Annotated in this window: 24 protein-coding genes, 1 tRNA gene, 1 pseudogene and 1 riboswitch; of the genes and pseudogenes, 16 read left to right on the top strand and 10 right to left on the bottom strand. The window is 68.1% G+C overall.

From position 1 onward, the window contains the following. Positions 1 to 117 precede the first annotated feature (117 nt). Complete coding sequence (locus ACIQI8_RS16375) at positions 118 to 1,419, bottom strand: PTS transporter subunit EIIC (RefSeq protein WP_402350019.1); 1,302 nt, start codon at positions 1,417 to 1,419, stop codon at positions 118 to 120. Between the two features lie 127 nt (positions 1,420 to 1,546). On the opposite strand from ACIQI8_RS16375, the gene ACIQI8_RS16370 reads away from it, so the two are divergent. From ACIQI8_RS16370 to rdgB, 4 genes are all read left to right on the top strand, one after another. Continuing rightward, positions 1,547 to 1,780: a PTS glucose/sucrose transporter subunit IIB gene (locus ACIQI8_RS16370; RefSeq protein ID WP_280881918.1), complete on the top strand. Its 234-nt coding sequence runs from the start codon at positions 1,547 to 1,549 to the stop codon at positions 1,778 to 1,780. Positions 1,781 to 1,856: 76 nt separating this feature from the next. After that, positions 1,857 to 2,594 carry a ribonuclease PH gene (gene rph / locus ACIQI8_RS16365; protein ID WP_402350015.1) on the top strand — a complete coding sequence of 246 codons (738 nt, stop codon included), beginning with the start codon at positions 1,857 to 1,859 and terminating at the stop codon, positions 2,592 to 2,594. A gap of 168 nt (positions 2,595 to 2,762) precedes the next feature. Then, the gene (locus ACIQI8_RS16360) at positions 2,763 to 3,161 is read left to right on the top strand and encodes a hypothetical protein (protein WP_402350012.1); all 399 of its coding nucleotides are present in this window, start codon (positions 2,763 to 2,765) and stop codon (positions 3,159 to 3,161) included. A gap of 29 nt (positions 3,162 to 3,190) precedes the next feature. Continuing rightward, positions 3,191 to 3,793 (top strand): RdgB/HAM1 family non-canonical purine NTP pyrophosphatase, encoded by a 603-nt coding sequence (rdgB, locus tag ACIQI8_RS16355; RefSeq protein WP_402350009.1) that lies wholly within the window; start codon positions 3,191 to 3,193, stop codon positions 3,791 to 3,793. 45 nt (positions 3,794 to 3,838) lie between these two features. Here the strand turns inward: rdgB and ACIQI8_RS16350 are convergent. From ACIQI8_RS16350 to bcp, 4 genes are all read right to left on the bottom strand, one after another. Beyond that, positions 3,839 to 3,913 (bottom strand) — tRNA-Leu (locus ACIQI8_RS16350). Positions 3,914 to 3,931: 18 nt separating this feature from the next. Next, positions 3,932 to 4,591: an HNH endonuclease gene (locus tag ACIQI8_RS16345; RefSeq protein WP_402350006.1), complete on the bottom strand. Its 660-nt coding sequence runs from the start codon at positions 4,589 to 4,591 to the stop codon at positions 3,932 to 3,934. After that, on the bottom strand, positions 4,588 to 5,250 hold the full coding sequence (locus tag ACIQI8_RS16340; protein WP_402350003.1) for an HNH endonuclease signature motif containing protein: 663 nt from the start codon (positions 5,248 to 5,250) through the stop codon (positions 4,588 to 4,590). Before ACIQI8_RS16340 ends, ACIQI8_RS16345 begins: the two co-directional genes overlap by 4 nt. A gap of 139 nt (positions 5,251 to 5,389) precedes the next feature. After that, entirely contained in the window at positions 5,390 to 5,857 is a 468-nt protein-coding gene (gene bcp, locus ACIQI8_RS16335; RefSeq protein WP_124000269.1) for a thioredoxin-dependent thiol peroxidase, read from the bottom strand. Positions 5,858 to 5,965: 108 nt separating this feature from the next. On the opposite strand from bcp, the gene ACIQI8_RS16330 reads away from it, so the two are divergent. The 3 genes from ACIQI8_RS16330 to ACIQI8_RS16320 all read left to right on the top strand — a co-directional run bounded on the left by ACIQI8_RS16330 (position 5,966) and on the right by ACIQI8_RS16320 (position 7,191). Continuing rightward, positions 5,966 to 6,295 (top strand): DUF3618 domain-containing protein, encoded by a 330-nt coding sequence (locus ACIQI8_RS16330; protein ID WP_402349999.1) that lies wholly within the window; start codon positions 5,966 to 5,968, stop codon positions 6,293 to 6,295. Positions 6,296 to 6,338: 43 nt separating this feature from the next. After that, entirely contained in the window at positions 6,339 to 6,710 is a 372-nt protein-coding gene (locus ACIQI8_RS16325) for a co-chaperone GroES (protein ID WP_402349996.1), read from the top strand. A 48-nt stretch (positions 6,711 to 6,758) separates the two neighbouring features. After that, positions 6,759 to 6,836: riboswitch (guanidine-III (ykkC-III) riboswitch) on the top strand. A gap of 34 nt (positions 6,837 to 6,870) precedes the next feature. Then, entirely contained in the window at positions 6,871 to 7,191 is a 321-nt protein-coding gene (locus ACIQI8_RS16320) for a DMT family transporter (protein WP_402349993.1), read from the top strand. Positions 7,192 to 7,201: 10 nt separating this feature from the next. On the opposite strand, the gene ACIQI8_RS16315 is transcribed toward ACIQI8_RS16320, so the two are convergent. Then, positions 7,202 to 9,625: a transglycosylase domain-containing protein gene (locus ACIQI8_RS16315; protein ID WP_402349991.1), complete on the bottom strand. Its 2,424-nt coding sequence runs from the start codon at positions 9,623 to 9,625 to the stop codon at positions 7,202 to 7,204. A 203-nt stretch (positions 9,626 to 9,828) separates the two neighbouring features. On the opposite strand from ACIQI8_RS16315, the gene ACIQI8_RS16310 reads away from it, so the two are divergent. The 4 genes from ACIQI8_RS16310 to ACIQI8_RS16295 are packed head-to-tail and all read left to right on the top strand — an operon-like array spanning position 9,829 to position 13,412. Then, positions 9,829 to 10,629: an ABC transporter permease gene (locus ACIQI8_RS16310; protein WP_402350504.1), complete on the top strand. Its 801-nt coding sequence runs from the start codon at positions 9,829 to 9,831 to the stop codon at positions 10,627 to 10,629. A gap of 37 nt (positions 10,630 to 10,666) precedes the next feature. After that, the gene (locus ACIQI8_RS16305) at positions 10,667 to 11,443 is read left to right on the top strand and encodes an ABC transporter permease (protein WP_402350501.1); all 777 of its coding nucleotides are present in this window, start codon (positions 10,667 to 10,669) and stop codon (positions 11,441 to 11,443) included. Between the two features lie 10 nt (positions 11,444 to 11,453). After that, positions 11,454 to 12,509: an ATP-binding cassette domain-containing protein gene (locus tag ACIQI8_RS16300; protein WP_402349989.1), complete on the top strand. Its 1,056-nt coding sequence runs from the start codon at positions 11,454 to 11,456 to the stop codon at positions 12,507 to 12,509. A 33-nt stretch (positions 12,510 to 12,542) separates the two neighbouring features. After that, positions 12,543 to 13,412, top strand: coding sequence for a DUF1707 domain-containing protein (locus ACIQI8_RS16295; RefSeq protein WP_402349986.1), 870 nt, complete (start codon positions 12,543 to 12,545; stop codon positions 13,410 to 13,412). 466 nt (positions 13,413 to 13,878) lie between these two features. On the opposite strand, the gene ACIQI8_RS16290 is transcribed toward ACIQI8_RS16295, so the two are convergent. Continuing rightward, positions 13,879 to 15,243: an SGNH/GDSL hydrolase family protein gene (locus ACIQI8_RS16290; protein WP_402349983.1), complete on the bottom strand. Its 1,365-nt coding sequence runs from the start codon at positions 15,241 to 15,243 to the stop codon at positions 13,879 to 13,881. Between the two features lie 173 nt (positions 15,244 to 15,416). Between ACIQI8_RS16290 and ACIQI8_RS16285 the strand changes: the two genes are divergently transcribed. Both ACIQI8_RS16285 and ACIQI8_RS16280 read left to right on the top strand, forming a co-directional pair. Beyond that, positions 15,417 to 16,817 (top strand): DUF445 domain-containing protein, encoded by a 1,401-nt coding sequence (locus ACIQI8_RS16285; protein ID WP_402349980.1) that lies wholly within the window; start codon positions 15,417 to 15,419, stop codon positions 16,815 to 16,817. A gap of 267 nt (positions 16,818 to 17,084) precedes the next feature. Then, positions 17,085 to 18,644 carry an MFS transporter gene (locus tag ACIQI8_RS16280; RefSeq protein ID WP_402349977.1) on the top strand — a complete coding sequence of 520 codons (1,560 nt, stop codon included), beginning with the start codon at positions 17,085 to 17,087 and terminating at the stop codon, positions 18,642 to 18,644. Positions 18,645 to 18,967: 323 nt separating this feature from the next. Here the strand turns inward: ACIQI8_RS16280 and ACIQI8_RS16275 are convergent, their stop codons facing one another. Further along, complete coding sequence (locus ACIQI8_RS16275) at positions 18,968 to 19,270, bottom strand: hypothetical protein (protein ID WP_402349974.1); 303 nt, start codon at positions 19,268 to 19,270, stop codon at positions 18,968 to 18,970. Positions 19,271 to 19,387: 117 nt separating this feature from the next. Continuing rightward, positions 19,388 to 20,182, bottom strand: a complete 795-nt coding sequence (locus ACIQI8_RS16270; RefSeq protein WP_402349971.1) for an alpha/beta fold hydrolase — start codon at positions 20,180 to 20,182, stop codon at positions 19,388 to 19,390. A 62-nt stretch (positions 20,183 to 20,244) separates the two neighbouring features. Between ACIQI8_RS16270 and ACIQI8_RS16265 the strand changes: the two genes are divergently transcribed. Continuing rightward, positions 20,245 to 20,697: a MarR family winged helix-turn-helix transcriptional regulator gene (locus ACIQI8_RS16265; RefSeq protein WP_402349967.1), complete on the top strand. Its 453-nt coding sequence runs from the start codon at positions 20,245 to 20,247 to the stop codon at positions 20,695 to 20,697. Positions 20,698 to 21,003: 306 nt separating this feature from the next. Continuing rightward, positions 21,004 to 22,240, top strand: a pseudogene (locus ACIQI8_RS16260) (IS701 family transposase). 99 nt (positions 22,241 to 22,339) lie between these two features. On the opposite strand, the gene ACIQI8_RS16255 reads toward ACIQI8_RS16260, so the two are convergent. Beyond that, positions 22,340 to 22,519, bottom strand: a complete 180-nt coding sequence (locus ACIQI8_RS16255; protein ID WP_402349964.1) for a hypothetical protein — start codon at positions 22,517 to 22,519, stop codon at positions 22,340 to 22,342. 668 nt (positions 22,520 to 23,187) lie between these two features. Between ACIQI8_RS16255 and ACIQI8_RS16250 the strand changes: the two genes are divergently transcribed. After that, the gene (locus tag ACIQI8_RS16250; protein WP_402349961.1) at positions 23,188 to 24,252 is read left to right on the top strand and encodes a DUF262 domain-containing protein; all 1,065 of its coding nucleotides are present in this window, start codon (positions 23,188 to 23,190) and stop codon (positions 24,250 to 24,252) included. Positions 24,253 to 24,465 lie beyond the last annotated feature (213 nt).

Genomic DNA, 24,465 nt, shown 5'->3' with positions numbered 1-24,465 from the left:
GGTGGTCTACACCACTCAGTGGTGTAGACCTGTTGTACACGATGGAGTCGTTACTAAGGAACCCTTCAATTCCGCTACGGAGTCGCTACGCGCTGTACCGGCCCGTTCGCCCAGGCGTCAGGCCTTGGTGACGTCCTCGCGCTCGTCCTCCGGCTCCCTGCCCGGGGTCTTCAGGTCGAATCTCGTGATTGCGAAACGGAAGATCACGTAGTAGACGACGGCGAAGCACAGGCCGATCGGGATGATCGCCCAGGGTCTGGTCGCGAGGTTCCAGTTGATGACGTAGTCGATGAGACCGGCCGAGAAGCTGAAGCCGTCGTGCACCCCGAGCCCCCACGTCACCGCCATCGACACACCGGTCAGCACCGCGTGCACCGCGTACAGCACGGGCGCGATGAAGAGGAACGAGTACTCGATCGGCTCGGTGATGCCGGTGACGAACGACGTCAGCGCGACCGACAGCATCAGGCCGCCGACCTCCTTGCGCCGGGCCGGCTTCGCACAGTGCGTGATCGCCAGGGCCGCGGCCGGCAGGGCGAACATCATGATGGGGAAGAAGCCCGAGGTGAACTGGCCCGCGTTCGGGTCGCCCGCCAGGAACATGTTGATGTCGCCGTGCACCACCGAACCGTCCGGCTTGGTGAAGCTGCCGAACTGGAACCAGATGGGCACGTTCAGGAACTGGTGCAGCCCGATGACCAGCAGCGCGCGGTTGGCGAGACCGAACACGCCCGCGCCCCAGGCGCCCGCGTCGCTCAGCCAGTCGCTGAAGTTCTCCAGACCGTCACCGATCGGCGGCCACACCCACAGACACAGCGCGGCGAACACGATCGCCACGAACGCCATGATGATCGGGACGAGCCGGCGGCCGTTGAAGAAGCCCAGCCAGTCCACCAGCTTCGTACGGTGGAAACGCTGCCAGAAGTAGGCCGACAGCAGGCCCATCACGATGCCACCGAAGACCCCGGGGTTCTGGTAGGTGAACGCCACCACCGAGTGGTCCACCGTCGCCTGACAACCGATCCCGATGATCGCCTTCGCGCCCTCCGGACAGTCCTCCGGGAACTGCCGCAGCACGTTGAAGTAGACGAGGAAACCCGCCAGCGCCGCCAGCGCGGTCGAGCCGTCGGACTTCTTCGCCATGCCGATGGCCACGCCCACACAGAACAGGAGGGGAAGCCCGAGCGTGCCGTCCAGCAGCGCGCCGCCCGCCCCCGCCATCACCTTGGAGACGTTCGTCCAGCCCAGCCCGTCGTCCCCGAACACATCAGGCTGGCCAAGGCGGTTGAGGATGCCCGCGGCCGGCAGCACGGCGATCGGGAGCTGCAGACTGCGGCCCATCTTCTGCAGACCCTGGAAGGTCGACTGCCACCGGCGGCGGACCGGCGTGATCTCGGGGGAGGCGGAGGAGGCACTCATCAGTTGGCGACCGCCTGTCAGGTGGTGTAGACCAGTTCTCGACGATTGGCTTGCTGTAACGCCATCTTTCGGTACGTACGGCGCAATCGCTCAAAAAGTTGGGCCAACTGTGCGTGAGGAGACCGAAATGGCCACCAAGGCAGAGAAGATCGTCGCCGGGCTCGGCGGCATCGAGAACATCGAAGAGATCGAGGGCTGCATCACCCGCCTCCGCACCGAGGTCATCGACCCGGGCAAGGTCGACGAAGCCGCCCTCAAAGCCGCCGGCGCCCACGGAGTCGTCCGCATGGGCACCGCCGTCCAGGTCGTCATCGGCACCGACGCCGACCCCATCGCCGCGGACATCGAAGACATGATGTGACCTGACGTCACATGAAGAGGGGCTCCTTTCCCGGTCGGGAGGAGCCCCTTCCAGCTGTGCCGATAGGCTCGGCGCCATGTCTCGAATCGACGGCCGCACGCCCGAACAGCTCCGCCCGGTCACCATCGAACGCGGCTGGAGCAAGCACGCCGAGGGCTCCGTCCTCGTCTCCTTCGGCGACACGAAGGTCTTCTGCACGGCCTCCGTCACCGAAGGCGTCCCCCGCTGGCGCAAAGGCAGCGGCGAGGGCTGGGTCACCGCCGAGTACTCCATGCTGCCCCGCGCCACCAACACCCGCGGCGACCGCGAGTCCGTACGCGGCAAGATCGGCGGCCGCACCCACGAGATCAGCCGCCTCATCGGCCGCTCCCTGCGCGCGGTCATCGACTACAAGGCGCTCGGCGAGAACACCATCGTCCTCGACTGCGATGTGCTGCAGGCCGACGGCGGCACCCGTACGGCGGCCATCACCGGCGCGTACGTCGCGCTCGCGGACGCCGTGGCCTGGGCCCAGGGCAAGAAGCTGATCAAGGCCGGCCGCCAGCCGCTCACCGGCACGGTGTCGGCGGTCTCGGTCGGCATCGTCGGCGGAGTCCCGCTGCTGGACCTCCGCTACGAGGAGGACGTGAAGGCCGAGACCGACATGAACGTCGTCTGCACCGGCGACGGCCGCTTCGTCGAGATCCAGGGCACCGCCGAGGCCGAACCCTTCGCGCGCGACGAACTCAACGCCCTCCTCGACCTCGCCGTCGCCGGCTGCACGGAACTCGCCGTCCTGCAGCGCAAGGCCCTTGATACGGTCCTCGAAAAGTAAAGGGCGCACCAAGAAAAGGGCGGCCGACGGGGCAACCCGGCCGCCCGCACCGGCGTCCCTACCAATGCGGGCGCACGGCACACCACCGTGCGCTCGACCAGCACACGGGGGCCTTCCGGGCCTGCATACGGGGGCCTTCGGGCCAGAAAAACGGGAGGGAACACAGCCATGGCCGCAAGCCGCCGTCGCCGTTTCGTCGTCACCGCCGCCGCAGTGGCGGCCATCGGGTTGACGACCGCGGTGACCACGGGCTGCGACGCCGTCGACAAGGCCCTGGACTGCGTCCAGACCGCCGACGCGATCGCCGACAGCGTCACCTCCCTCCAGCAGGCGGTGGAGAACGCCTCCAACGACCCGACCCAGATCGACGAGTCCCTCGCCTCCATCGACAAGGACCTCGACAAGATCGGTGACAAGACCGACAACACCGACGTCAACAAGGCCGTCGAGAACCTCGGGGACGCCGTCGACAACGTCCGTACGGCGATCAGGAACGGCGACAACACGCCGGACGTCAGCCCGGTCACGGACGCGGCGGGCGAACTGACGAAGGTCTGCACGTCGTAGCGAGCGGAGGGCCCGCAATACTGTCGGGCATGACCCGCCTGATCCTCGCCACGCGCAACGCCGGAAAGATCGTCGAACTGAGGGCGATCCTCGCCGCGGCCGACCTGCCCCACGAGCTGGTCGGCGCGGACGCGTATCCCGAGATTCCCGACGTCAAGGAAACGGGCGTGACCTTCGCCGAGAACGCCCTCCTCAAGGCCCACGCCCTCGCCCGGGCCACGGGCCTTCCGGCTGTCGCCGACGACTCGGGCCTCTGCGTCGACGTCCTGAACGGCGCGCCCGGCATCTTCTCCGCCCGCTGGTCCGGCCGCCACGGAGACGACGAGGCGAACCTGAACCTCTTGCTGGCCCAGCTCTCCGACATCGCCGACGAACACCGGGGCGCCCACTTCGCCTGCGCGGCGGCGTTGGCGTTGCCGGACGGCACGGAACGGGTGGTCGAGGGCCGGCTGCGGGGCGTACTCCGCCACACGCCTGCCGGCACGAACGGCTTCGGCTACGACCCGATCCTGCAGCCGGAGGGCGACACCCGGACGTGCGCGGAGTTGACCGCGGAGGAGAAGAACGCGATCAGCCATCGGGGGAAGGCGTTCCGGGGGTTGGTGCCGGTGGTGCGGGAGCTGTTGGGCTGAGCGTTGAGGGGCACGCCCCGCTGTCGGTGGAGTGCCCCTCAAGAGTGGGCCCGGTGGGACTCGAACCCACGACATATCGGATCTAAACCGACATCCTCTAGCCTGCTGGGATACGGGCCCGCAGCTCGGCCCACTCTACTAAGAAGTGCGCACCGCCCGCTGTCTCCCTCCCCTGCACCACGTACTCGTGACCGCGTGACAGTTGGGACACAGCAAGCGCAGGTTCTCGCGCCGGTCGTCGCTCCAGTCTCCGTTGATGTGATCGATCTCCAGCGTCATGGGCTTGCCGAGCCACTCGGGGCCGATTCCGCAGCGGGCGCACTCTTCGGCGACGCCGACGTCCAACAGAGCTCGCCGTAGGCGCTTGGCCGCCGTCCGGTGGGTGCCGCTGTGCTGGACCAGTAGGTCCGCCGAGCGCTTGGCGTTCACTGCCGGTCCGCCTCGTCGGTGGGCTTGACCCAGGAAGTGCGAGGTCGAAATCCCGTGCTCGGCGATCCAGTTGCGCACCTTGGTGCGTTGTGTGCCGTTGCCCGGGAGATCCAGCCGGCGCAGTACTTCGGCGAGCGAGGCCGACTCGGCCACCGCCGCGCGCAGTTCGCTCTCGGGGGGCCGGGAGCGTCTGCCACATGGCCGGAAGTGCGAGATGTCGACGCCGAAGTGGGCGAATCGACCCTCAAGGTATCGGCGGAGGCGTCCGTATGGTCGGGTGCCGAAATATGCGATGACATCGTCGATGTCGGCGCACCGGCGTGCTGCTTCGGTCAGGCGCTCGCGGGTGTACTGCGTGCCGCTGGTCATGACGCTCCCCCTCCGGCCTTTTTCTTGCCGCGCCCTCGGTAACTGTCGGTCGTCGAGTGGCAGTTGGGGCACAGCAGCCGCAGGTTCTCGATCCGGTTGTTCCGCCAGTCGCCGTCGATGTGATCGACCTCAAGAGGGAGCGGCTCGCCCCACCACACCGGCTCGATTCCGCACAGGGCGCAGCGCTCGGCCACTTCCCGCTCACGCATCGCACGCTTGAGACGGCTGCTCGGTACGCGCGTGGCGTGTGTCGACGTGTCCTCGACAAGGATCTCTTCGGCCGTCCGGCGGCGCTGGTTGTACCGCTGCCGTTCCGTGCGGGCCACCGCTGTGAAGTGCGAGGTGTCGAGGCCGTACGCCTTGATGCGCCGGGAGATGTTCGTGTGGTGCCCGCCGACCGGATCGAGCCCCAGCTGCCGTAGCACCTCGTTGACGCTCGTCGAGCGAGCTACCACCGGCTCCAAAACCTCCCGTGTCCACTTGGCCCCCTCGCGCTCGAAGTGCGACACATCCACTCCGAGCTTCTTCATCCGCTCGTGGATGTACCGCCGCTTCCAGCTCTTCGGATCCACCCCCAACCTCCCCAACGCCTCCGACAACGTCCGAGCCCCACGAGCCGCCGCCTCCAGCCGCTCTTTCGGATACGCGCTGATCCCCATCGATCCCCTCCGTCCCCGACCACACGTTCGTGGCCTCGTACGGAGTAACGAACCTCTTATCGGACAGTCACGCCCGGAACGTAAAGCGGCTCGTGCCGGGTCGCCCGGTACGAGCCGCTTGTTCGGTGCAGGCGTCTTCTCAGATGCCCAGGTCCTTGATGATCTTCGCCACGTGGCCTGTCGCTCGGACGTTGTAGAGGGCCCGTTCGACCTTGCCCTCCTCGTCCACCACGATCGTGGAGCGGATGACGCCCATGTAGGTCTTGCCGTAGTTCTTCTTCTCGCCGTACGCGCCGTAGGACTCGGTGACCGTCTTCTCCGGGTCGGCCAGGAGCGTGATCTTCAGGGATTCCTTGTCGCGGAACTTGGCCAGTTTCTCCGGCTTGTCGGGGGAGATGCCGAGGACGTCGTAGCCCGCGCCGGTCAGCAGCTCCAGGTTGTCCGTGAAGTCGCAGGCCTGCTTGGTGCAGCCGGGCGTCAGGGCGGCGGGGTAGAAGTAGACGATGACTTTGCGGCCCTTGTGGTCCGCGAGGGACACCTCGGTGCCGTCGGCGTCCTGGAGGGTGAAGTCGGGGGCCACGTCCCCGGGCTGGAGTCGCTCACTCATCGGGCCAGCGTAACCGGGGGTCCTGACAGTGCGGCGGCGGCCGGAGCTGACAGACTGTCCAGAACAGCAACAGCACAACAGGGATCAGCTGACTTCGGAGGCCCAACCGTGGCGGACACGTCGGACACCAGAACCCCGGCGCAGATCGAGGCGGACATCAAACGCCGCCGCGACGTGCTGGCCGAGACGCTCGACGAGATCGGGGTGCGGGTGCATCCGAAGACGATTGTCGGCGATGCCAAGGCCAAGGTCGTGTCGAACATTGATCACACCGTCGGGCGTGCCTACGTCGGCGTCAACCGGGTCGTCAGCGATGTGAAGGCGCAGTTCGTGGACGAGGAGGGCGCGCCCCGCCTCGAGCGTGTGGTGCCGGTCGCCCTCGTGGTGGTCGGTGTCGTGGGCCTGCTGGCTTTCGGCGCTCGTCGGCGCAAGCGCTGACCCGGCGGCGTACGGACGCGGTGAGGGCAGGTAGGTTCAGGGCGTGAGCGCCAAAAGAGACGAGCCCAGACGAGACGAGCAGCGCACCCACGACGACAAGCTGCCGATCCGGATGCTGCACGACCGGGTTCTGGTGCGGCAGGAGGCCGGCGAGGGCGAGCGGCGTTCCGGTGGCGGGATCCTGATCCCGGCCACGGCTGCCGTGGGGCGCCGCCTGGCGTGGGCCGAGGTCGTCGCGGTGGGTCAGAACGTGCGGACCGTGGAGCCGGGCGACCGGGTGCTGTACGACCCGGAGGACCGCGCCGAGGTCGAGGTGCGGGGCACGGCGTACGTGCTCATGCGTGAGCGTGATCTGCATGCCGTGGCCGCCGACCGTTTCGAGGGGTCCGAGGACTCGACCGGCCTGTACCTCTGAATCAAGGGTTTCAAAGGGGCTGGTGACTATGGTCACCAGCCCCTTTCCCGTTTCTTTGCTAGTTTTGAAGGAACCCGACGAGACGCGCCGTACCGGGAGCAGGACAGGACGCAAAGACGACGCACCCCCGCTCAGTACGTACGTCTCGGAGGTGCCTGTCATGGCCTGGGTTCTGCTGCTCGTCGCCGGCCTGCTCGAAGTGGGCTGGTCGATCGGGATGAAGTACACCGACGGTTTCACCCGGCTGGTGCCGAGTCTGTTCACCGGTGCCGGGATCGTCGCCAGCATGCTGCTGCTCTCGTACGCCGCCCGTTCCCTGCCCATCGGTACCGCTTATGGCGTGTGGGTGGGGATCGGGGCGGCCGGCGCGGCGGTGCTCGGGATGGTGGTGCTGGGGGAGCCCGTCACCGCCGCTCGGATCTTCTTCGTCTCTCTGCTGCTGGTCGCCGTGGTGGGGCTGAAGGCGACCTCCGGGCACTGATACGCCAGGGCTACCGCTCGCGTCTTGCCGTACTCTGCGGGCCCGCCGTCGTGCCGGCGCTGTTGCCGCCGGTGTCGGTGCCGCCCGTCGTGCCGCCGGTGGTGCCGCCGTCCGTGGTGCCGCCGGTGTCGGTGCCGGCCGTCGTGTCGCCGGTGGTGCCGCCGTCCGTCGTGCCGCCGTCGGTCGTGGTGCCCCCGTCGGTGGTCGTGCCGCCCGTGGTGGTGTCGCCGGTGGTTCCGCCGGTCGTGGTGGTGGTGCCGCCGTCCGTCGTGCCGCCGTCGGTCTGGCCCTGCGTCTGTCCCTGGGTCTGGCCCTGGTCGCCCTGACCGCCGTCGGTGGTGCCACCGTTGTCCTGGTCGCCGGTGTCGGGGGGCGTGGATTCCTCGGACGGCGGGGCGGTCTGTTCGGCGCCGTCCTGGAGCTGGAGGTCGAAGTCGGTGACCTTCTCGCCCTTGAGGGCCGCCTTGGTAAACTGTGCCCAGATCTCGGCCGGCGGGCCGCCGCCGTTGACGCGCTGCAGGCCCATCGCGCCGTACAGCGGCTTGTGCTTGGCGGTGACCGGGTCCTGGCCCATCACGGAGACCACGGTCGCGAGCTCGGGCGTGTAGCCGGCGAACCACGCGGCCGTGTCGTTCTCCGCGGTGCCGGTCTTGCCGGCGGCGGGGCGGTCGGCGCCCTGGGCGACAGTCGCGGTGCCGCTCTCGACGACGCTCTGCAGGATCGACGTCGTGGTGTCGGCGGCCTCGCGGCTGACGGCCTGGTGGGCCTGCTCCTTGGGCACCTCCACCACGTCCTGGCCGTCCTTGGTGATCGAGTCGATCATCGTGTACGTGCCGTGCCGGCCGTGGTTGGCGAGGGTCGCGTAGGCCTCCGCCATGTCCAGGACGCTGGCGGTGGCGGTGCCGAGCGCGATCGACGGGTAGGCGTTGAGGTCCTGGGTGTCGGAGGGGATGCCGAGGTCGACCGCGGTCTGCTTCACCTTTGCGGGACCGACGTCGACGGCCATCTGCGCGTACACCGCGTTGACGGACTTGTTGGTGGCGGTGCGCACGGTGATGTCGCCGTAGGAGGTCTGATCCTCGTTCTCGGGCGCGTAGGTGCCGCCGCTCCAGCCTTCCACGGGGCGCTTGTTGGTGCCGTCGTAGTAGGTGTTGGGCGTGATCATCTCGCCGTCCTGCGTCTCGGAGTGGTTCTCCACGGCCGAGGTGAACACGAAGGGCTTGAAGGTGGAGCCGACCTGGAAGTCGCCGCGGGTCGCGCCGTTCGTGTACTGCTTGACGTAGTCGATGCCGCCGTACATCGCGACGACCTTGCCGGTCTTGGGGTCGACGGAGGCGCCGCCCGCGCGGACGTAGTTGTCGACCTTGCGGTCCTTCTTGTTCAGCTTGGACATCACCTGGTCGTCGACGGCCTTGACGAAGGCGTCCTGCTTGCTCTTGTCCAGGGTGGTCCTGATGCGGTAGCCGCCGGCCTCCAGCTCGTCCGCGGTGACGATCTTGTTCTTGATGAGGTAGCTCTTGACCGCCTCGACGATGTAACCGCGCTGCCCGGACAGTCCGGTGGAGACCGTCTGCTCCTTCGGCATCGGGAACTTCAGCCCGGACCGCTTCGCCTCCGTCAGCCAGCCCTTCTTGACCATGCCGTCCAGGACGTAGTTCCACCGGGCCACGGCCGCCGGCTTGTTCTCGGGGTGGGCGACGACGTCGTACTCGCTGGGCGCGTTGACCAGGGCCGCGAGGTAGGCGGCGTGGGCGGGGTCGAGGTCGGTGGCGTCCATGCCGTAGTAGGCCTGGGCGGCGGCTTGGATGCCGTAGGCGTTGCGGCCGAAGTAGCTGGTGTTGAGGTAGCCCTCGAGGATCTGGTCCTTGGACTCCGTGCGGTCCAGCTTGATCGAGATGAAGAACTCCTTCACCTTGCGGGTGACGGTCTGTTCCTGGCCCAGGTAGTAGTTCTTGACGTACTGCTGGGTGATCGTCGAGCCGGACTGGCGGCCCTTGCCGGTCGCGGTGTTCCAGCCGGCCCGCAGCATCGCCTTGGGGTCGACGGCGGACTCGGTGTAGAAGTCGCGGTCCTCGGCGGCCAGCACGGCGTGCTGGGCGTCCTTGGAGACCTGCGCCAGGGTCACGTTCTCGCGGTTGACCTCGCCGTCCCGGGCGAGCTGCGAGCCGTCGGCGTACAGGAAGACGTTGGACTGCTTGGTGGCGAGCGCGTTGGCCGGCGGGATCTTGACCAGGGAGTAGCCGAGGAAGAACAGGCCGACCAGCAGCATGACGCCGATGACGAACGTGCCGAGCACCATGCGCCAGGTGGGGATGATCCGCCGCCAGCCGGTGCGCTTGGGCCGCTTCATCTTCTTCTTCCCACCCGTCTGTTCGGCCGCCAGCGGCTCTCTCGGTGCCCAGCCCTCGGTCGGCTGCTGCGGCTCGTCGCTCATGTTGTGCACGGACTCCAATTTCGCGTCATACGTTCCGGTACGACCTCGTACGCGTTCTGCGCCCCCTCTTGAAGACTCTCGCACCATGCGTTCCGTTGCAGATCGCGGCACGCGTCCTGCCGCGAAAATGCGTGGCGTACGTCACCACCTGCGGGCTAGGCTCCTGCGCTTCGGTGTCGAACGAGCCTTGGAGGGTGTTGGAGGTGGGCTCGGGACGGTTGTACGCGGCCGTCGCGGCGGGCGGCCTGAAGCGGTACTCGACGTACCGGGCGGCCACCGCGGCGGGGGTGTTCACCAACACCGTGTTCGGGCTGATCCTCGTGTACACGTATCTGGCGCTGTGGGACGAGCGGCCGCATCTGGGCGGGTACGACCAGGCGCAGGCCGTCACCTACGTGTGGCTCGGGCAGGCGCTCCTCGCGGCGCTGGCGATCGGGGGTGGCGGGGTCGAGAACGAGCTGATGGAGCGGATCCGCACCGGGGACATCGCGACCGACCTGTACCGGCCCGCGGATCTCCAGCTGTGGTGGCTGGCGGCCGACGTCGGGCGCGCGCTGTTCCAGCTGGTGGGGCGGGGTGTGGTCCCGTTCGTCTTCGGCGCACTGGTGTTTCCGGTGGCGCTGCCGGGCTCCTGGGTGACCTGGGTCGCGTTCCTGGTGTCCGTGGTGCTGGGCATGGCGGTCGGTTTCGGCATCCGGTACCTGGTCGCGCTGCTCACGTTCTGGCTGATGGACGGTACGGGCGTGACGCACATGGCGATGCTCGTGGGGTTCTTCTGCTCGGGGATGGTGCTGCCGCTGAACGTGTTCCCGGGCGCGCTCGGCGGGGTCGTACGGATGCTGCCCTGGTCGGCGCTGCTGCAGAAGCCGGCGGACGTGCTGCTGGGGGAGGCGGATCCGTGGTCGACGTTCGCCTTCCAGGGGGCGTGGGCGGTGGCTCTGCTGGCGGCCGGGCGGCTGGTGCAGTCGGTGGCGACGCGGAGGGTGGTCGTACAGGGTGGCTGACATCGGCGGTGTGGTCGACGGGCTGCGCACCTATCGCATGATCGCGGCGATGTGGATGCGCTCCACGATGGCGTACCGCGCGTCCTTCGTGATGACGACGTTCGCCAACTTCGCGGTGACCGGGCTGGACTTCGTGGCGATCCTGCTGATGTTCTCGCGAGTCGACGTGCTCGGTGGCTGGCCACTGGCCGAAGTGGCCTTCCTGTACGGCCTGTCGTCCGTCGCGTTCGGTCTCGCGGATCTGGCGATCGGCTCGATGGAGCGGCTGGGGCAGCGCGTTCGGGACGGCACGCTGGACACGCTGCTGGTGCGCCCCGCGCCGGTGCTCGCGCAGGTGGCCGCCGACCGCTTCGGGCTGCGGCGCCTGGGGCGCGTCACGCAGGGGGCGTTGGTGCTCGGGTACGCCCTGCTCAGCGTCGACATCGGCTGGACGCCGGTGAAGGTGGCGCTGATGTTGGTGACCGTGTTGAGCGGGGCCGGGATCTTCTGCGCGGTGTTCGTGGCGGGCGCGGCCTTCCAGTTCGTGGCGCAGGACGCGTCGGAGGTGCAGAACGCGTTCACGTACGGCGGCACGACGCTGTTGCAGTACCCGCCCAGCGTCTTCGGCCAGGAGCTGGTGCGCGGGGTGACGTTCGTGCTGCCGCTGGCCTTCGTCAACTGGGTGCCCGCGTCCTATGTGTTGGGGCGTCCGCTGCCGCTGGGGCTGCCGCAGTGGACGGCGTTCGTGTCACCGCTCGTGGCGGTCGCCTGCTGCGCGCTCGCGGGAGTTGCCTGGCGGGTGGGTCTCAGGTCCTATCGGAGTACGGGGAGTTAGCGAGCAGACGATGGACCTTCAACAGACGACGGATTCTCGGACGACGGAACCTTTCATTGAACTCGACCGGGTCGAGAAGGTCTTCGACGTCCGCCGGAAAACCGGTTTCCTCAGGCGGGAGCGCCGGCAGGTGCGGGCCGTCGACGGCATCTCCTTCACCGTCGCGCGCGGCGAGATGGTCGGCTACATCGGCCCGAACGGCGCCGGGAAGTCGACGACGATCAAGATGCTGACCGGCATCCTGACGCCGAGCGGCGGCCGGCTGCGGGTGGCCGGCATCGACCCCTCCCGTGAGCGCACCCGCCTGGCGCACCGGATCGGCGTGGTATTCGGGCAGCGTACGACGCTGTGGTGGGACCTGCCGCTGATCGACTCGTACAAGCTGATGCACCGCATGTACCGCATCCCCGACGCCCGTTACCGCGAGAACCTCGACCGCTGTGTCGAACTCCTGGAGCTGGCCGACCTGTTGGACGTGCCCGTGCGTCAGCTCTCGCTCGGGCAGCGGATGCGGGGGGACATCGCGGCGGCGCTGCTGCACGACCCGGAGGTGCTGTACCTCGACGAGCCGACGATCGGGCTCGACGTAATGTCCAAGGCCAAGGTGCGGGGTTTTCTGCGGGAGTTGAACGCCGAACGCGGCACGACGGTCCTGCTGACCACGCACGACCTCCAGGACATCGAGCAGCTCTGCTCGCGCGTGATGGTCATCGACCACGGGCGCATGATGTACGACGGTCCGCTCGCCGGGCTGCACGAGGTGGGGGAGAGCGAGCGCACCCTGGTGGTGGACCTGGAGCGGGAGCTGGGGCCGATCGAGATCCCGGACGCGCGCGTGGTGAAGGTGGAGGGGCCGCGCCAGTGGCTGGCGTTCCCGGCGTCGGGGTCGGCGGCTCCGCTGGTCGCGCGGATCGCGGCGGAGTATCCGCTGGTGGACCTCTCGGTGCGCGAGCCGGACATCGAGGCGGTCATCGCCAAGATGCTGCACTCCCTGGGGGACGCCCGCGAATCGCCCGCAGGGCAGGCCGGTTCCCCGCCGGAACAGGCCGAGGAAGCGGTCTCGTAGCCCTCGCCGGAGGGACCTCGTAGGCTGCTGTACATGAGTGACGACGCAGTCCCGGAGCTTCGCGCCTCCGACGCCGACCGTGAGCGGGTCTCGGAGATCCTGCGGGACGCCCTCGCGGAGGGCCGCCTCGACATGGAGGAGTTCGAGGAGCGGCTGGAGGCCACGTACAAGGCGCGGACGTACGCCGAACTGGCGCCGATCACCCGCGATCTGCCGGCCCCCGGGGTCGCCCCGCCGTCGGTGAGCATGGTCAAGGAGCCGGTGGGCGGCGGGAGTTGGGCCGGGCGGATCGTCGGCGGCGAGGGTTCGTCGACGTGGGCCGTCGCCGTGATGTCCGGCTTCCAGCGCAAGGGGCGCTGGACCGTGCCCAAGCGGTTCAACTCCTTCTGTTTCTGGGGCGGTGGCGACATCGACCTGCGCGAGGCGAACTTCGCGGACCGCGAGGTCGTGATCAACTGCGTCGCGATCATGGGCGGGGTGAACGTGACCGTGCCGCCCGGCGTCGAGGTCGTCGTGCGCGGCATCGGGATCATGGGCGCCTTCGACAGCCGCGAGGACGGCGTGCCCGGCGACCCGGGCGCCCCGCGCGTGATCGTCACCGGCTTCGCCTTCTGGGGCGGCGTCGACGTCGAGCGCAAGCTGACCCGCGAGGAGCGGCGCCGCATCAAGGAGGAGCGCCGCCAGGAGAGGCTGGAGCGCAAGAACTCCGGCCGCGAGCTGCCGGAGTCCTCCCGCGACGACGTGTTCGACGACCACGAACGCATCCTCGGCCACCACCGCATGCTCGACGGCCGCCACCGCGACCCGCGTCGCGAACGCCAGGAGGAGCGCCGCGAGCAGCAGGAGGAACGCCGCCGCGAGCGCCGCGAGGAGCGGGACCGGCGGCGGTTCGGGGATTACTGAGGCGCGGGGTTGGCGCCGGTTCGGGGATGACTGAGGCGCGGAGACGGCGGGTTGGGGCGCGGCGGCGCCGACTGCCGGGTTCGGCGACCGGGGGCCGTCGGAGTGCGGCGCTACGGGATTCCGGCGCGCGGCCCCGCGAGTTGCGGCGCGGCTGAGGCCGCTGGTGCCAGGCCGCGCGGAGCTGTTGAGGCGCGGCGCCGCCGACTGCCGGTGGTTGGTGATCGAGGGCCGTCGGAGTGCGGTGCCACGGGATTGCGGCGCGGGGACGGCGAGTTGCGGCGCGGCCGGGACCGCTGGTGCCTGGCCGCGCGGGGCCGTTGAAGCGCGGCGCCGCCGACTGCCGGGTTCGGCGACCGGGGGCCGTCGGAGTGTGGTGCCACGGGATTGCGGCGCGCGGTCCCGCGGGTGCAGCGGCATGACGATGGCCGAGCAGCCGTCCGACCTGCGGGCTGCCCGGCGGGGCCCGTCACAGCTCCGCCGGCGCCGAGCCCTTGAGGTCGTCCAGGTCGAAGGCCGCCGCCATCCGCGCGTACCCCTTGTCGCTGGGGTGGAGGTGGTCGCCGGAGTCGTAGTCGGAGCGCAGGCGGCGGGGGTCGTAGGGGTCGCGCAGGGCGCGGTCGAAGTCGACCACGGCGTCGAACACCCGGCCCGAGCGGATCTCCGCGTTGACCTGCTGCCGTACGCCCTCGCGGTCCCCGGAGTAGCCGCGGTGCCCCCGGAAGGGCATCAGGGTCGCGCCGACGACCTTGATGCCCCGGGCGTGGGCCTGCTGGACCAGGGCGCGCAGGCCCGCGACGATCCGGTCCGGGTCGGCGAGCCGGGGGTCGCGCAGGATGTCGTTGACGCCGAGGTCGATGATCACGACCTTGACGTTCGTGCGGGAGAGCACGTCACGGGCGTAGCGGTCCAGGCCGCTCTGGTTGTCGGCCGGCCGGCCGAGGCCGCCGGTGAGGATCCGGTTGCCGCTGATGCCCTGGTTGACCACGCTGTAGCGGGGCACGTCCTGGCCGGACTCGATCGCCTCGCGCAGCCGCCGCGCGAGGACGTCCGTCCAGCGGCGGTTGGCGTCCGTGGTGGAGGTGACGCCGTCGGTGAGGGAGTCCCCGAAGGCGACGACGGTGCCGTCCGACTCGTTGCTCAGCACGTCCAGCGCCGTCAGATAGCGCCAGAACGCCGTCTGCTGGGTGTACGCGGTGCCGGTCACGTCCTCGGTGAGGTCGCCGTCGGCGACGTAGGAGATCTGGCGGGCGTGCGGGTGGTAGGTGACCGGTCCGGACGCGGTGGGCGAGTACGTGGTGACCAGGACGTCGCTGCCCTGCGGGATCACGATGCGGACCGCGTCGCTCAGCACCTGGCCGCCGGCCGGGATGACGACGGTGGTGGCGCCGGAGAAGGTCAGCCGCACCATCGACCGCGCCGCGGCGACCGCGCTGCGGCTCGTGGCGGCGACGGCGATCGACGCGTTGGTGAGGGTCAGCGCCGACTGCCCGTACAGATTGGACAGCGTGACGCGGGCGCTGGTGCCGCCCACGCCCGCGTGCACGACGTTGCGCACCGAACGCCCCGCCAGACCGACGGTCTCCGTGCCGGGCTCGGCGCCCGCCGGGGACGCGGACCAGGAGCCGACCCAGGTGCCGGTGGAGGCGGGGGCGGCGGAGTTGTGCCGGGGGCCCCCTTGGGCGAGGGCGTTCGTGCGGGCGTGGCCGTCGTCGGCGGCGGCACCGGCGTAGATGGCGGCGGAGATCCCCACGATCAGGGCGACGATCCCCGCCAGCAGGGCGCTGTGCTTCGTGGGGGACACCCCCACACCCCCGCCGTTTCGGTTGGCCATGCGGTGCGTGTCTCCTCGGCTGTGATGAGGGGTAGTCGACCAGGACCCCCCACTGGGTCACCGGAGTTCGTCACGAATTCCCCCTCCCGACAGACGGCGGGAACTCCTGTTCCGTTCCGGGAGTCGGTCAGGAAGGGACAATATGTGCAGGGGATCACGAACGGGTGGAGTGGATGGAACGTACGAATCCGGATGAAGCGGGATCAAGTGACGTCGCCATGAAGCATGCCCAGCCCGACCCGGCGGATAACCGCGCCGCCCCGGTGGGCGACCGCGCCGCTCCGGCAACCCCCGCCCCGGCCGCCCGCACGATGACGACGTTCAGCCCCGCCGACGAGGAGAAGCGGCGCGGGGTGCGTCGTATGAAACTCACCGCGACCGGGCTCCTGCTGTTCGTGGCGGTCGTCTACGTCCTCGCCAAGTGGGCCTCCCACGAGGGCGCCGGGGTCTGGGCCGACTACGTGGCCGCGGCGGCGGAGGCCGGCATGGTCGGCGCGATGGCGGACTGGTTCGCGGTCACCGCCCTCTTCCGCCACCCGCTCGGCCTGCCCATCCCGCACACCGCGATCATCCCCACCAAGAAGGACCAACTCGGCATCTCCCTGGGCGAGTTCGTCGGGGAGAACTTCCTCTCCCAGGACGTCGTACGGCAGCGGCTGCGCGCCGTCGGCATCGGCAGCCGGCTCGGCGTCTGGCTGGCGGACCCCGAGCACGCGGACCGGGTGACGGCGGAACTCTCGGCCGCCCTGCGCGGCGCCCTCACCGTCCTGCGCGACTCCGACGTCCAGGCGATCGTGGGCGAGGCGATCACCCGCCGGGCCGACGCCCAGGAGATCGCGCCCGGCATCGGCAAGATGCTGGAGAAGATCGTCGCCGACGGCGGCCACAAGCGGGTCGTCGACCTGATCGTCACCCGCGCGCACGACTGGCTGGTCCTGCACGACGAGCAGGTCATGGACGCCGTCCAGGGCGGGGCGCCCGGCTGGACCCCGCGGTTCGTCGACAAGAAGGTCGGCGAGCGCGTCTACAAGGAGCTGCTGCGCTTCGTCACCGAGATGCGGGACATGCCCTCGCACCCCGCGCGCGGCGCCCTGGACCGCTTCCTGACCGACTTCGCCTCCGACCTCCAGTCCGACACCGAGACCCGCGCGCGGATCGAGCGCCTCAAGGGCGAGGTCCTGGGCCGCGGCGAGGTCCAGGACCTGATCGCCTCGGCCTGGACCTCCGTACGCTCGATGATCGTCTCGGCGGCCGAGGACGAGCGCAGCGAGCTGCGCCTGCGGGTGCGGGCCTCCCTGCTGTCACTGGGCGCGCGGATGTCCGTGGACGCCAAGCTGCAGGCCAAGGTGGACGGCTGGGTGGAGGGCGCGGCGGTGTACGTCGTCACCACCTACCGCGGCGAGATCACCTCCCTGATCACGGACACCGTGGCGAGCTGGGACGCCGAGCACACGACGAGGAAGATCGAGGCGCACATCGGCCGTGACCTGCAGTTCATCCGGATCAACGGCACGGTGGTGGGGTCGCTGGTGGGTTTGCTGATCTACGCGGTGTCGCGAGGGCTGGGGGCGTAGGCCCGTCCGGCGGGAGGCCCTGAAGCGGGCCTGCGGGAGGCCGTGAAGCGGGCCGATGGGAGGCCGTGCAGCGGGCCTGGGGGATGCGGGGAAGAAGGCCCGCGGGAGGCGGGGAAGAAGGCCTGCGGGATGCGAGGAAGGGGCGGGCGGGACAAGGTGAGGGGAGGCGGGTCGGGCGCGCGGGGAGCGCGGGGAGCGTAAAGCGGGCTGGTGGGGGCACCCGGCGGAAGTCCCTACGGATGGTTCGCTCGACGAGGAGGGAGCCCCATGGCCACCGCTCAGGCCGAGAACGGCCGCATCGTCACCACCAGCATCCCCGCCCGCCTGGACCGGCTGCCCTGGTCGCGCTGGCACTGGACGATCGTCATCGGCCTCGGCACGGTGTGGATCCTCGACGGCCTGGAGGTCACGGTCGTCGGCAACATCGCGGGCCGCCTGTCCGAGCCCGGCAGCGGTCTGCCGATCACCTCCGGCGAGGTCACCGGTCTCGCCGCCGCGCTGTACGTGGCCGGTGCCTGCTCCGGCGCCCTGTTCTGGGGCCGCCTGACCGACCGCTACGGCCGTAAAAAACTGTTCATGATCACCCTGATCGTCTATCTGGCGGCCACCGCCCTGACGGCGGTCTCCTTCCAGACCTGGTGGTTCTTCGCCTTCCGCTTCCTGACCGGCTTCGGCATCGGCGGCGAGTACGCGGCGATCAACTCCGCCATCGACGAACTGATCCCCGCCTACCACCGCGGGCGCGTCGACCTCATCATCAACGGCAGCTTCTGGGTGGGCGCGGTCTTCGGCTCACTCCTCTCCATCGTCGCGCTGAACACCGCGATCCTCCCGGCCGACGTGGGCTGGCGCCTGACCTTCGCGCTCGGCGCGGTCCTCGCCCTGGTGATCCTTCTGGTACGACGACACGTGCCCGAGAGCCCACGATGGCTGCTGATCCACGGCAAGGAGGAGGAAGCCGAACGCATCGTCTCCTCGATCGAGGAGCGGGTGGAGGCGGAGACGGGCGAACAACTCCCCGCCCCCGAGGGCGAGATCACCATCCACCAGCGCGAGAGCATCAGCTTCCTGGAGATCGGCCGCACCCTCTTCTCCGACTACCGCAAGCGCTCGGTCCTCGGCTTCTCCCTCTTCATCGGCCAGGCGTTCCTCTACAACGCCATCACCTTCGGCTTCGGCGCGATCCTGACGAAGTTCTACGACGTCCCGACCGGGAACACCGGCTACTACTTCGCCGTGATCGCGGTCGGCAACTTCTTCGGCCCCCTGCTGCTGGGCAAGCTCTTCGACACGGTGGGCCGCCGGACGATGATCTCGTCGACGTACATCCTCTCCGGACTCCTCCTCTTCGGCACGGCCTGGCTCTTCGACCGCGGCTCGCTCAACGCGACGACCCTGACGGCGTGTTGGTGCGCGGTCCTGTTCTTCGCCTCCGCCGGCGCCTCCAGCGCCTACCTCACGGTCTCCGAGATCTTCCCGATGGAGACCCGCGCCATGTCCATCGCCTTCTTCTACGCCATCGGCACGGCCGCCGGTGGTATCACCGGCCCCCTCGTCTTCGCCGACCTCACCGAATCCGGAGTCGTCGGCGACACGACCCTCGCGTTCCAGATCGGCGCGGGTTTGATGTGCGCGGCGGGGATCGTCGCGGCGTTCCTCGCGGTGAACGCGGAACGGAGGTCGCTGGAGGACATCGCCACGCCGCTGACCGCGGTGGTGGCGAAGGCGGGGGCGGCGGTGAAGGGGGCGACGGCGCCTGGGAGTTCGGGTACGTCGGGTACTTCTTCGGGTACTTCGGGGACGCCTATTCGCAAGCGCCCCGCCTGACCCGGTCCCGACGGCGCATCAGAAGCAGGCCTCCGGCGACGGTCATGAGGTCCCGGTTGGTCCAGTAGTTGGGCGTAGCCGCCGGCTGCGGTGGCGGGGGTGGAGGTGGTCGGCATGCCGAGGGAGGCGGTCGCGGCTGCGGTGCCGGTGGCTTTGAGGAGGGTGCGGCGGGGGAGGGCGGGACGCCTGAGGGCGGAACGGCTGGGGTGAGGTGTGGCGTGCATGCGCAGGGGACGTCTGGGGGTGGGGGCCGACAACGAGAAAATGGCGCGGATGTCTCGGCCGACGTCCCGGAGTCCTACGTCCCGTTGCGCGTCGAGGCCCTACCCCCGGCGGTCGGCCACAGCCCACGAGGCCAGTGCCACGGCGCCGGCGACGCCGAAGACGGCGGGCCAGGCGCCCACCTTCTTGGCCAGCGGATGCGACGCGGCGAAGGCGGCGACGTAGGCACCGGTCAGCGCCCCGGCAGCCGTCCCACCGGCCTGCCGCCGCCACTGCTGCGCGGCCGCGGCCCCGGCGACGGCCAGCACGGCCCCACCGAGCTCCCGCTTCCGCGTCCATCGTGCCACCCCGTACCCACCGACAAGCCCGCCCGCGGCGACCACCGCGCTGGGAACCTTGGCCATGCGTGCCTCCTGAGGCGTGCGACCTGAGCCTTGTAACTGATGTGGCCCGAGGCTAACCCGCGCGCGAGCGGTGCATGAGGGCGGGGTGTCCAGGAAGCCGGCCTCCGGCCCTGCCCCTCAGGCGGTCCGATCGAGATGCTCGTCGATGAGCCGGAAGGTGACGTCAGGCTGTTCGAGCTGCGGCAGGTGACCGGCCTTGGGCACGAGCTCGAATCGACCGTCCCCGAAGGCGGACGCGTACGCGGCACCGTAAGCGGCGGTGAAGAGCCCGTCGCTCTCGCCCCACACCACCAGCGCGGGCTGTCGCACCCGACCGAGCCGGCGCAACAACTTCGGGTCGTGCATGTTGGGTTCACCGGCGAGGACCCGCATGGTCGCCATGTTGGCTTGCCGGGCGGCGAGTTGCTCGACGGGAAGGGTGGTGGGATCGACGTAGAAGCGATCGGGATCGTGCCAGGACAGTTCCGCGGCGGCACGCGGATCGAGGGAGAAGAAGTCGACGATCGGTTCGTCCTCGACGTACACACCGGCGGAGTTGATGAGCACGACCCCGCTGAGGCGCTCCTGCTCGACATCCCGTACGGCCATCTCGGCGGCGATCCAGCCACCCATGGACGAGCCGATGACGAGGACGTCCTTCAGGTCGAGGTCCTGGAGGAGGTGGAGGTAGGCGAGGGCGAGATCGTCGACGCCGGTGAGCCAGTCGGGGCGGGGATTGCCGTCCCAGCCGGGGTGTACGGGGGTGAGGACGCGGGCGCCGTTCCCGGCGAGGTGCTGGGCGATGCCGGCGACGGTGAAGGGGCCGCCGCCGCCGTGCAGGAGGAGGACGGGGCGGCCGTCGGCGGGGCCGGCTGCGGAGAACGTGATGTCGAGGTCGTCGTAGAGGCGCTGAGTCTGCTGCTGTGAGGTCATGGCCGCCACTCTAACTAAACATCCTTATATAAGGAAGCTTAGTCTTGGGGTAAACTTCGCCCATGCCGGATGACCTGCAAGTTCACCGCTCGCCCGACCGCCGTTCCCAACTCCAACTCGTCGGCCGAGCGGTCAAGCAAGCCCAGTACCGCCAACACCGGTCGCTGGACAGCGCGTTGGCGACGATCGGCACGACGCTGGCCCAGTGGGACGCGTTGCGCGCGATCGCGCGTACGCCGGGTTCCTCGGCTCGCGAACTGTCCGCCGAGACCTTCCAGACGGAACAGTCCTTCGGAACTCTGGCGACGCGGCTCGCGATGCAGGCGCTGATCGAACGGCGGCCGGGGCGGGGGCGACGGATCGAGCACCATCTGACGCCGGAGGGAGAGCGGGTGTTGAAGGCGGGGCAGGTGGTGGCGGATGGGGTGCTGGGGGAGTGCTTCGCGGGGCTGGGGGATGAGGAACTCGGGTTGTTGTTGGGGCTGTTGGATCGGCTGAACGAAGCGACTTCCTAGCGCGGTTAGTGCATGCCGAGGCCAGGGGGCCGGTGAAGTACAGAAAGTCGTTGTCGAACTGGCGGATCGTGTGGGCGCGATCCCCGCCTCCGTCGGAACCTCCTTGTGTGGTGAGGAAGTTCGGGGGCATCTTCCTGAGGATGTGGGGGATTGTTCGGTCTTCGTTCCGGTGATCACACTGGAGGTCTTCGAGAGGGTTGCGGGGCGTTTCCGCTACCCGCTGACTTGAGTAGGGCACTCAGACATCGCCCTAGTAGGACTCCGTTAGGTCTTTCCGTTTGGCCTGATCAAAAGCATCTTGGGTGAGTGGACGCACATGAAGTGAACCGTATGCGGGCGACGTTGGCGTTGTTCATGGCTGACGTGTTCGCGTCGGTGCCGCGCAAGGATCAGCGGGCGCCGCAAGTCCATCCAGGCCATCGCTTCACGGCTGGCGGACGCCAACGAGCAGAACATGCAGCAGTTCGTGAACCAGTCGACCTGGGATCCGTTGCCGGTGCGGCGGCGGATCGCACAGCGGATGGTGCCGCAGATCGGCCCGGACGCCTGGGCTGTCGATGACGTGTCGTTTCCCAAGGACGGGAAGATGTCGGTGGCGGTCGCTCCGCAGTACTGCGGAGCGCTGGACAAGCAGGCCAACTACCAGGTCGCGGTGAGCGTGCACGCGGGCTCCGACACCGCGTCCTGTCCGTTGCAGTGGCGGTTGTTCGTGCCCCGGGAATGGGCGGACGATGCCAGACGACGGCACAAGACCGGGATACCGCGGGAGGTCGGGCACCGGGAGAAGTGGCGCCTGGCCCTGGACATCTTCGACGAGCTGGCGGGGTGGGGTATGGCGCCGCCGGTGGTGGTGGCCGATGCCGGCTACGGGCAGAACGCCGACTTCCGCGACGGCTTGGACGGCCGGGGCATCGGCTATGTCGTGGCGATCCGTTCGGATATGACCGTCCACCCGCACGACGCGCGGCCCACCGCCCCGGCATGGACGGGCAACGGCCGCAAGCCGCAGTCCCGTCACCGCGACAAGCCGTCTCCGGTGGCCGTGCTGGCGGCCCGTCAGGGGCGGCACACCTTCACCGAGGTGACCTGGCGGGAGGGATCCCGCGGGCCGATGCGCTCACACTTTGCGGCACTGCAGGTGCGGCCGGCCGGAGTCCGGGCCCGCCGCCTGGCCCGGGCCGAAGCCCTCGCACAGGACGGCTTCTGGGACGGTGTCCTGCCCGCGGTCACGCTGCTGGTCGAATGGCCCGAGCAGGCCCAAGGCCCCACCGGCTACTGGCTGACCAGGCTGCCCGTCGGCACCCCGCTCACCGAACTGGTCCGCCTGGCCAAGATCCGCTGGCGCATCGAGCACGACTACCGGGAACTCAAGCACGGCCTCGGTCTGGACCACTTCGAAGGACGTTCCTGGGCCGGGTGGCACCATCACGTCACCCTGGTCACCGCCGCCCACGCCTTCCTCACCGAACGGCGTCTGGCCCTAAAAGCCGATACAGCGGACTCACCCTCTACCAGATCCTCGACACCATCCAGGACCTGCTGAACTGCTGGACCGGCGCCTGCACCACCTGCCACCGCCCCCTGCCCAGAACAACCACCACCAGCCCAAACCCAAGAACCAGATTGACCTAACGGAGTCCTACTAGTGAAGCAGCACCTTGCTGATCAGTTCGGCGACATCGCCGTAGGACGCGGCACCGCTGATGGTGGCGAGGGCCTTGTCGTGGAGGGCGAGTTCAGCGGAATCGGTGATGTCCACACCGTTGGAGACCGGCCCGTAGTGGGCTCGACTGCCGTCGTACATGTTTCGTGGCATGGGCACGATGCCCACCTCGGCGGTGGCGGGGAGGAAGCCGAGAGCGGGCGAAGGGAGGCCGATCTCACGGAGTAGCCTCTACCAACTGCCTCCGCATCGCCTCCGAGCCTCTAACGTTCGTGTACGACCCCTGTTCGCCGAGGACGACGTTGTCGGGGTGCTCACCGTCGTAGAGCACCTGCTGCCGTTCCACCGCGTGGTGACCCCGTCCGGCACGTCGCTCGAAACCAGGAGATGGTCGACGACTTGCCCCCGGATGACGATTGCGTACGTCCCGATCTTTAGCCCGCCCCGGATCGCGTCCGGGATATACGACTTCCAGCACCCCACCCAATGACATCAACCGATCAACCCGCCCTGAATGTCCTTAATTTCGATAGTTAGCCGCCGTTGCCAACTGGCCCCGTCCTCTCATGCGTTGAGGGTCGCGTACTGAGGCTTGCCACGTACCTCTCCTAGGGCGGCGAGGTGGTCGCCGTTCAGCGGCGTTGACGTACTGGCACTGTCGGCCTACGTTCGAGCAACTTGGTGATGCTGAGGGACAGTTCACCTTGTCGGCTCGACGGCTACGTTCACTCGGGTCACGACGCGCACCACCACCGGAGGTCCCAGACAGGGCGCCCTCAGTGGAGATATGATCAATCATCAGATTCCCTTCCATGGCGAGGAATTTAATGGACCAGTCCAGCCCCGAGCACTACCCTGTTGCAGACTTTATTAAATGGAATAATGAGAAGGAGCTCGTCCTAAATCCGAGCTTTCAACGAGGACCGGTCTGGACAACGACGGCGCGCACTTACCTGATTGACACCATCTTGCACGGATATCCGATTCCCAAGGTGCTGATGCGCACGCATATCGACCGCACTTCGCATCGAATTTTTCGTGAAGTGGTAGATGGTCAACAGCGTTTGCGGACGATTATAGATTTCGCTGCCGGGAAGTTTAAGCTCGGTATTCGATCGAAGATCTATCGTGGGGCAGATTACGCCAGCCTCCCGGGAGAGATTCAAGATAAGTTCCTGGCGTACAAAATCACTGCTGAACAATTGATCAACGCGTCTGATAGTGATGTTCTTGAAGTCTTTGCCCGAATTAACAGCTATGCTGTGCCGGTAAATGCCGCCGAGCTTCGTAACGCCAAGTTTGATACAGAGTTCAGTTGGTCCGTGCAGGAAAAGTCTCGCAAATGGACCGATCTCTGGGATCTGGGAATCCTGGGTAAGCGTGACCAAGTCCGGATGATCGGTTATTCCCTCATGGCGGAGATGTATGGAATCCTCCTTCAGGGTGTGACGGACGGCGGAGAAGACAAGATCAATCGCCTTTATGAACGGAAAAAGACCAATTTTCCCGAGCAAGAATTGGTCGAGGAGCGGGTCGATCGCCTCCTTTCAATTATGTTCGATCGCGTAGTGCCAAGCCTTGCCAACGAGGCAATCGTTAAGCGTCCACAAGCACTCATGATTTTCGCGGCACTGGCGCATGTGAAGTACGGCCTGCCTGTTGGAGATATCGGTGAAGATATGCCGGACCGGGGCGATGGTCTGAATGGCTCTATCGATCGATTCACGGCTAATCTGACCTTCTTGAATGAAGTTCTCAAGGCTGAGGAGCCGCCCAGGAGCTACGAGAGGTTCTATGCGGCATCGAAGTCCTCAACTCAAAGGATCGCCAGCCGCCGTGAGCGCTTCAAGGTATTTTGTGAGGCCATAGCTGCAGACAGTATGGAGCATTAGTGCTATATCTTTCAGCTCCATATATTGGCTTTAGAGTCGAATGTGAAGAGATTCTAGCCTCCTTCTCTCTGCCTGCGAGCGGAGTGCGTCATCAATTCGGGATGAGGGCGCAAAGGGTTGCGCGCGAGGGAGCCGTAATTGCGCTACATGATGCCTGGAATCGATTTTGTAAGAGCCTGGTATTGCGAAGTTCCTATCATCAATTCGAAACCC

The organism is Streptomyces sp. NPDC092369 (assembly GCF_044755245.1).
Taxonomy (GTDB): Bacteria; Actinomycetota; Actinomycetes; order Streptomycetales; family Streptomycetaceae; genus Streptomyces.
Note: the sequence above shows the minus strand (reverse complement) of the source record. Positions and strands in the feature narration are given on the sequence as shown.

Coding starts and splice junctions, on each gene's coding strand:
- ACIQI8_RS16375 (WP_402350019.1), bottom strand. CDS start 1,419: ATGAGTGCCTCCTCCGCCTCCCCCGAGATCACGCCGGTCCGCCGCCGG.
- ACIQI8_RS16370 (WP_280881918.1), top strand. CDS start 1,547: ATGGCCACCAAGGCAGAGAAGATCGTCGCCGGGCTCGGCGGCATCGAG.
- rph (WP_402350015.1), top strand. CDS start 1,857: ATGTCTCGAATCGACGGCCGCACGCCCGAACAGCTCCGCCCGGTCACC.
- ACIQI8_RS16360 (WP_402350012.1), top strand. CDS start 2,763: ATGGCCGCAAGCCGCCGTCGCCGTTTCGTCGTCACCGCCGCCGCAGTG.
- rdgB (WP_402350009.1), top strand. CDS start 3,191: ATGACCCGCCTGATCCTCGCCACGCGCAACGCCGGAAAGATCGTCGAA.
- ACIQI8_RS16345 (WP_402350006.1), bottom strand. CDS start 4,591: ATGACCAGCGGCACGCAGTACACCCGCGAGCGCCTGACCGAAGCAGCA.
- ACIQI8_RS16340 (WP_402350003.1), bottom strand. CDS start 5,250: ATGGGGATCAGCGCGTATCCGAAAGAGCGGCTGGAGGCGGCGGCTCGT.
- bcp (WP_124000269.1), bottom strand. CDS start 5,857: ATGAGTGAGCGACTCCAGCCCGGGGACGTGGCCCCCGACTTCACCCTC.
- ACIQI8_RS16320 (WP_402349993.1), top strand. CDS start 6,871: ATGGCCTGGGTTCTGCTGCTCGTCGCCGGCCTGCTCGAAGTGGGCTGG.
- ACIQI8_RS16315 (WP_402349991.1), bottom strand. CDS start 9,625: ATGAGCGACGAGCCGCAGCAGCCGACCGAGGGCTGGGCACCGAGAGAG.
- ACIQI8_RS16305 (WP_402350501.1), top strand. CDS start 10,667: ATGATCGCGGCGATGTGGATGCGCTCCACGATGGCGTACCGCGCGTCC.
- ACIQI8_RS16300 (WP_402349989.1), top strand. CDS start 11,454: ATGGACCTTCAACAGACGACGGATTCTCGGACGACGGAACCTTTCATT.
- ACIQI8_RS16295 (WP_402349986.1), top strand. CDS start 12,543: ATGAGTGACGACGCAGTCCCGGAGCTTCGCGCCTCCGACGCCGACCGT.
- ACIQI8_RS16290 (WP_402349983.1), bottom strand. CDS start 15,243: ATGGCCAACCGAAACGGCGGGGGTGTGGGGGTGTCCCCCACGAAGCAC.
- ACIQI8_RS16285 (WP_402349980.1), top strand. CDS start 15,417: ATGGAACGTACGAATCCGGATGAAGCGGGATCAAGTGACGTCGCCATG.
- ACIQI8_RS16280 (WP_402349977.1), top strand. CDS start 17,085: ATGGCCACCGCTCAGGCCGAGAACGGCCGCATCGTCACCACCAGCATC.
- ACIQI8_RS16275 (WP_402349974.1), bottom strand. CDS start 19,270: ATGGCCAAGGTTCCCAGCGCGGTGGTCGCCGCGGGCGGGCTTGTCGGT.
- ACIQI8_RS16270 (WP_402349971.1), bottom strand. CDS start 20,182: ATGACCTCACAGCAGCAGACTCAGCGCCTCTACGACGACCTCGACATC.
- ACIQI8_RS16265 (WP_402349967.1), top strand. CDS start 20,245: ATGCCGGATGACCTGCAAGTTCACCGCTCGCCCGACCGCCGTTCCCAA.
- ACIQI8_RS16250 (WP_402349961.1), top strand. CDS start 23,188: ATGGACCAGTCCAGCCCCGAGCACTACCCTGTTGCAGACTTTATTAAA.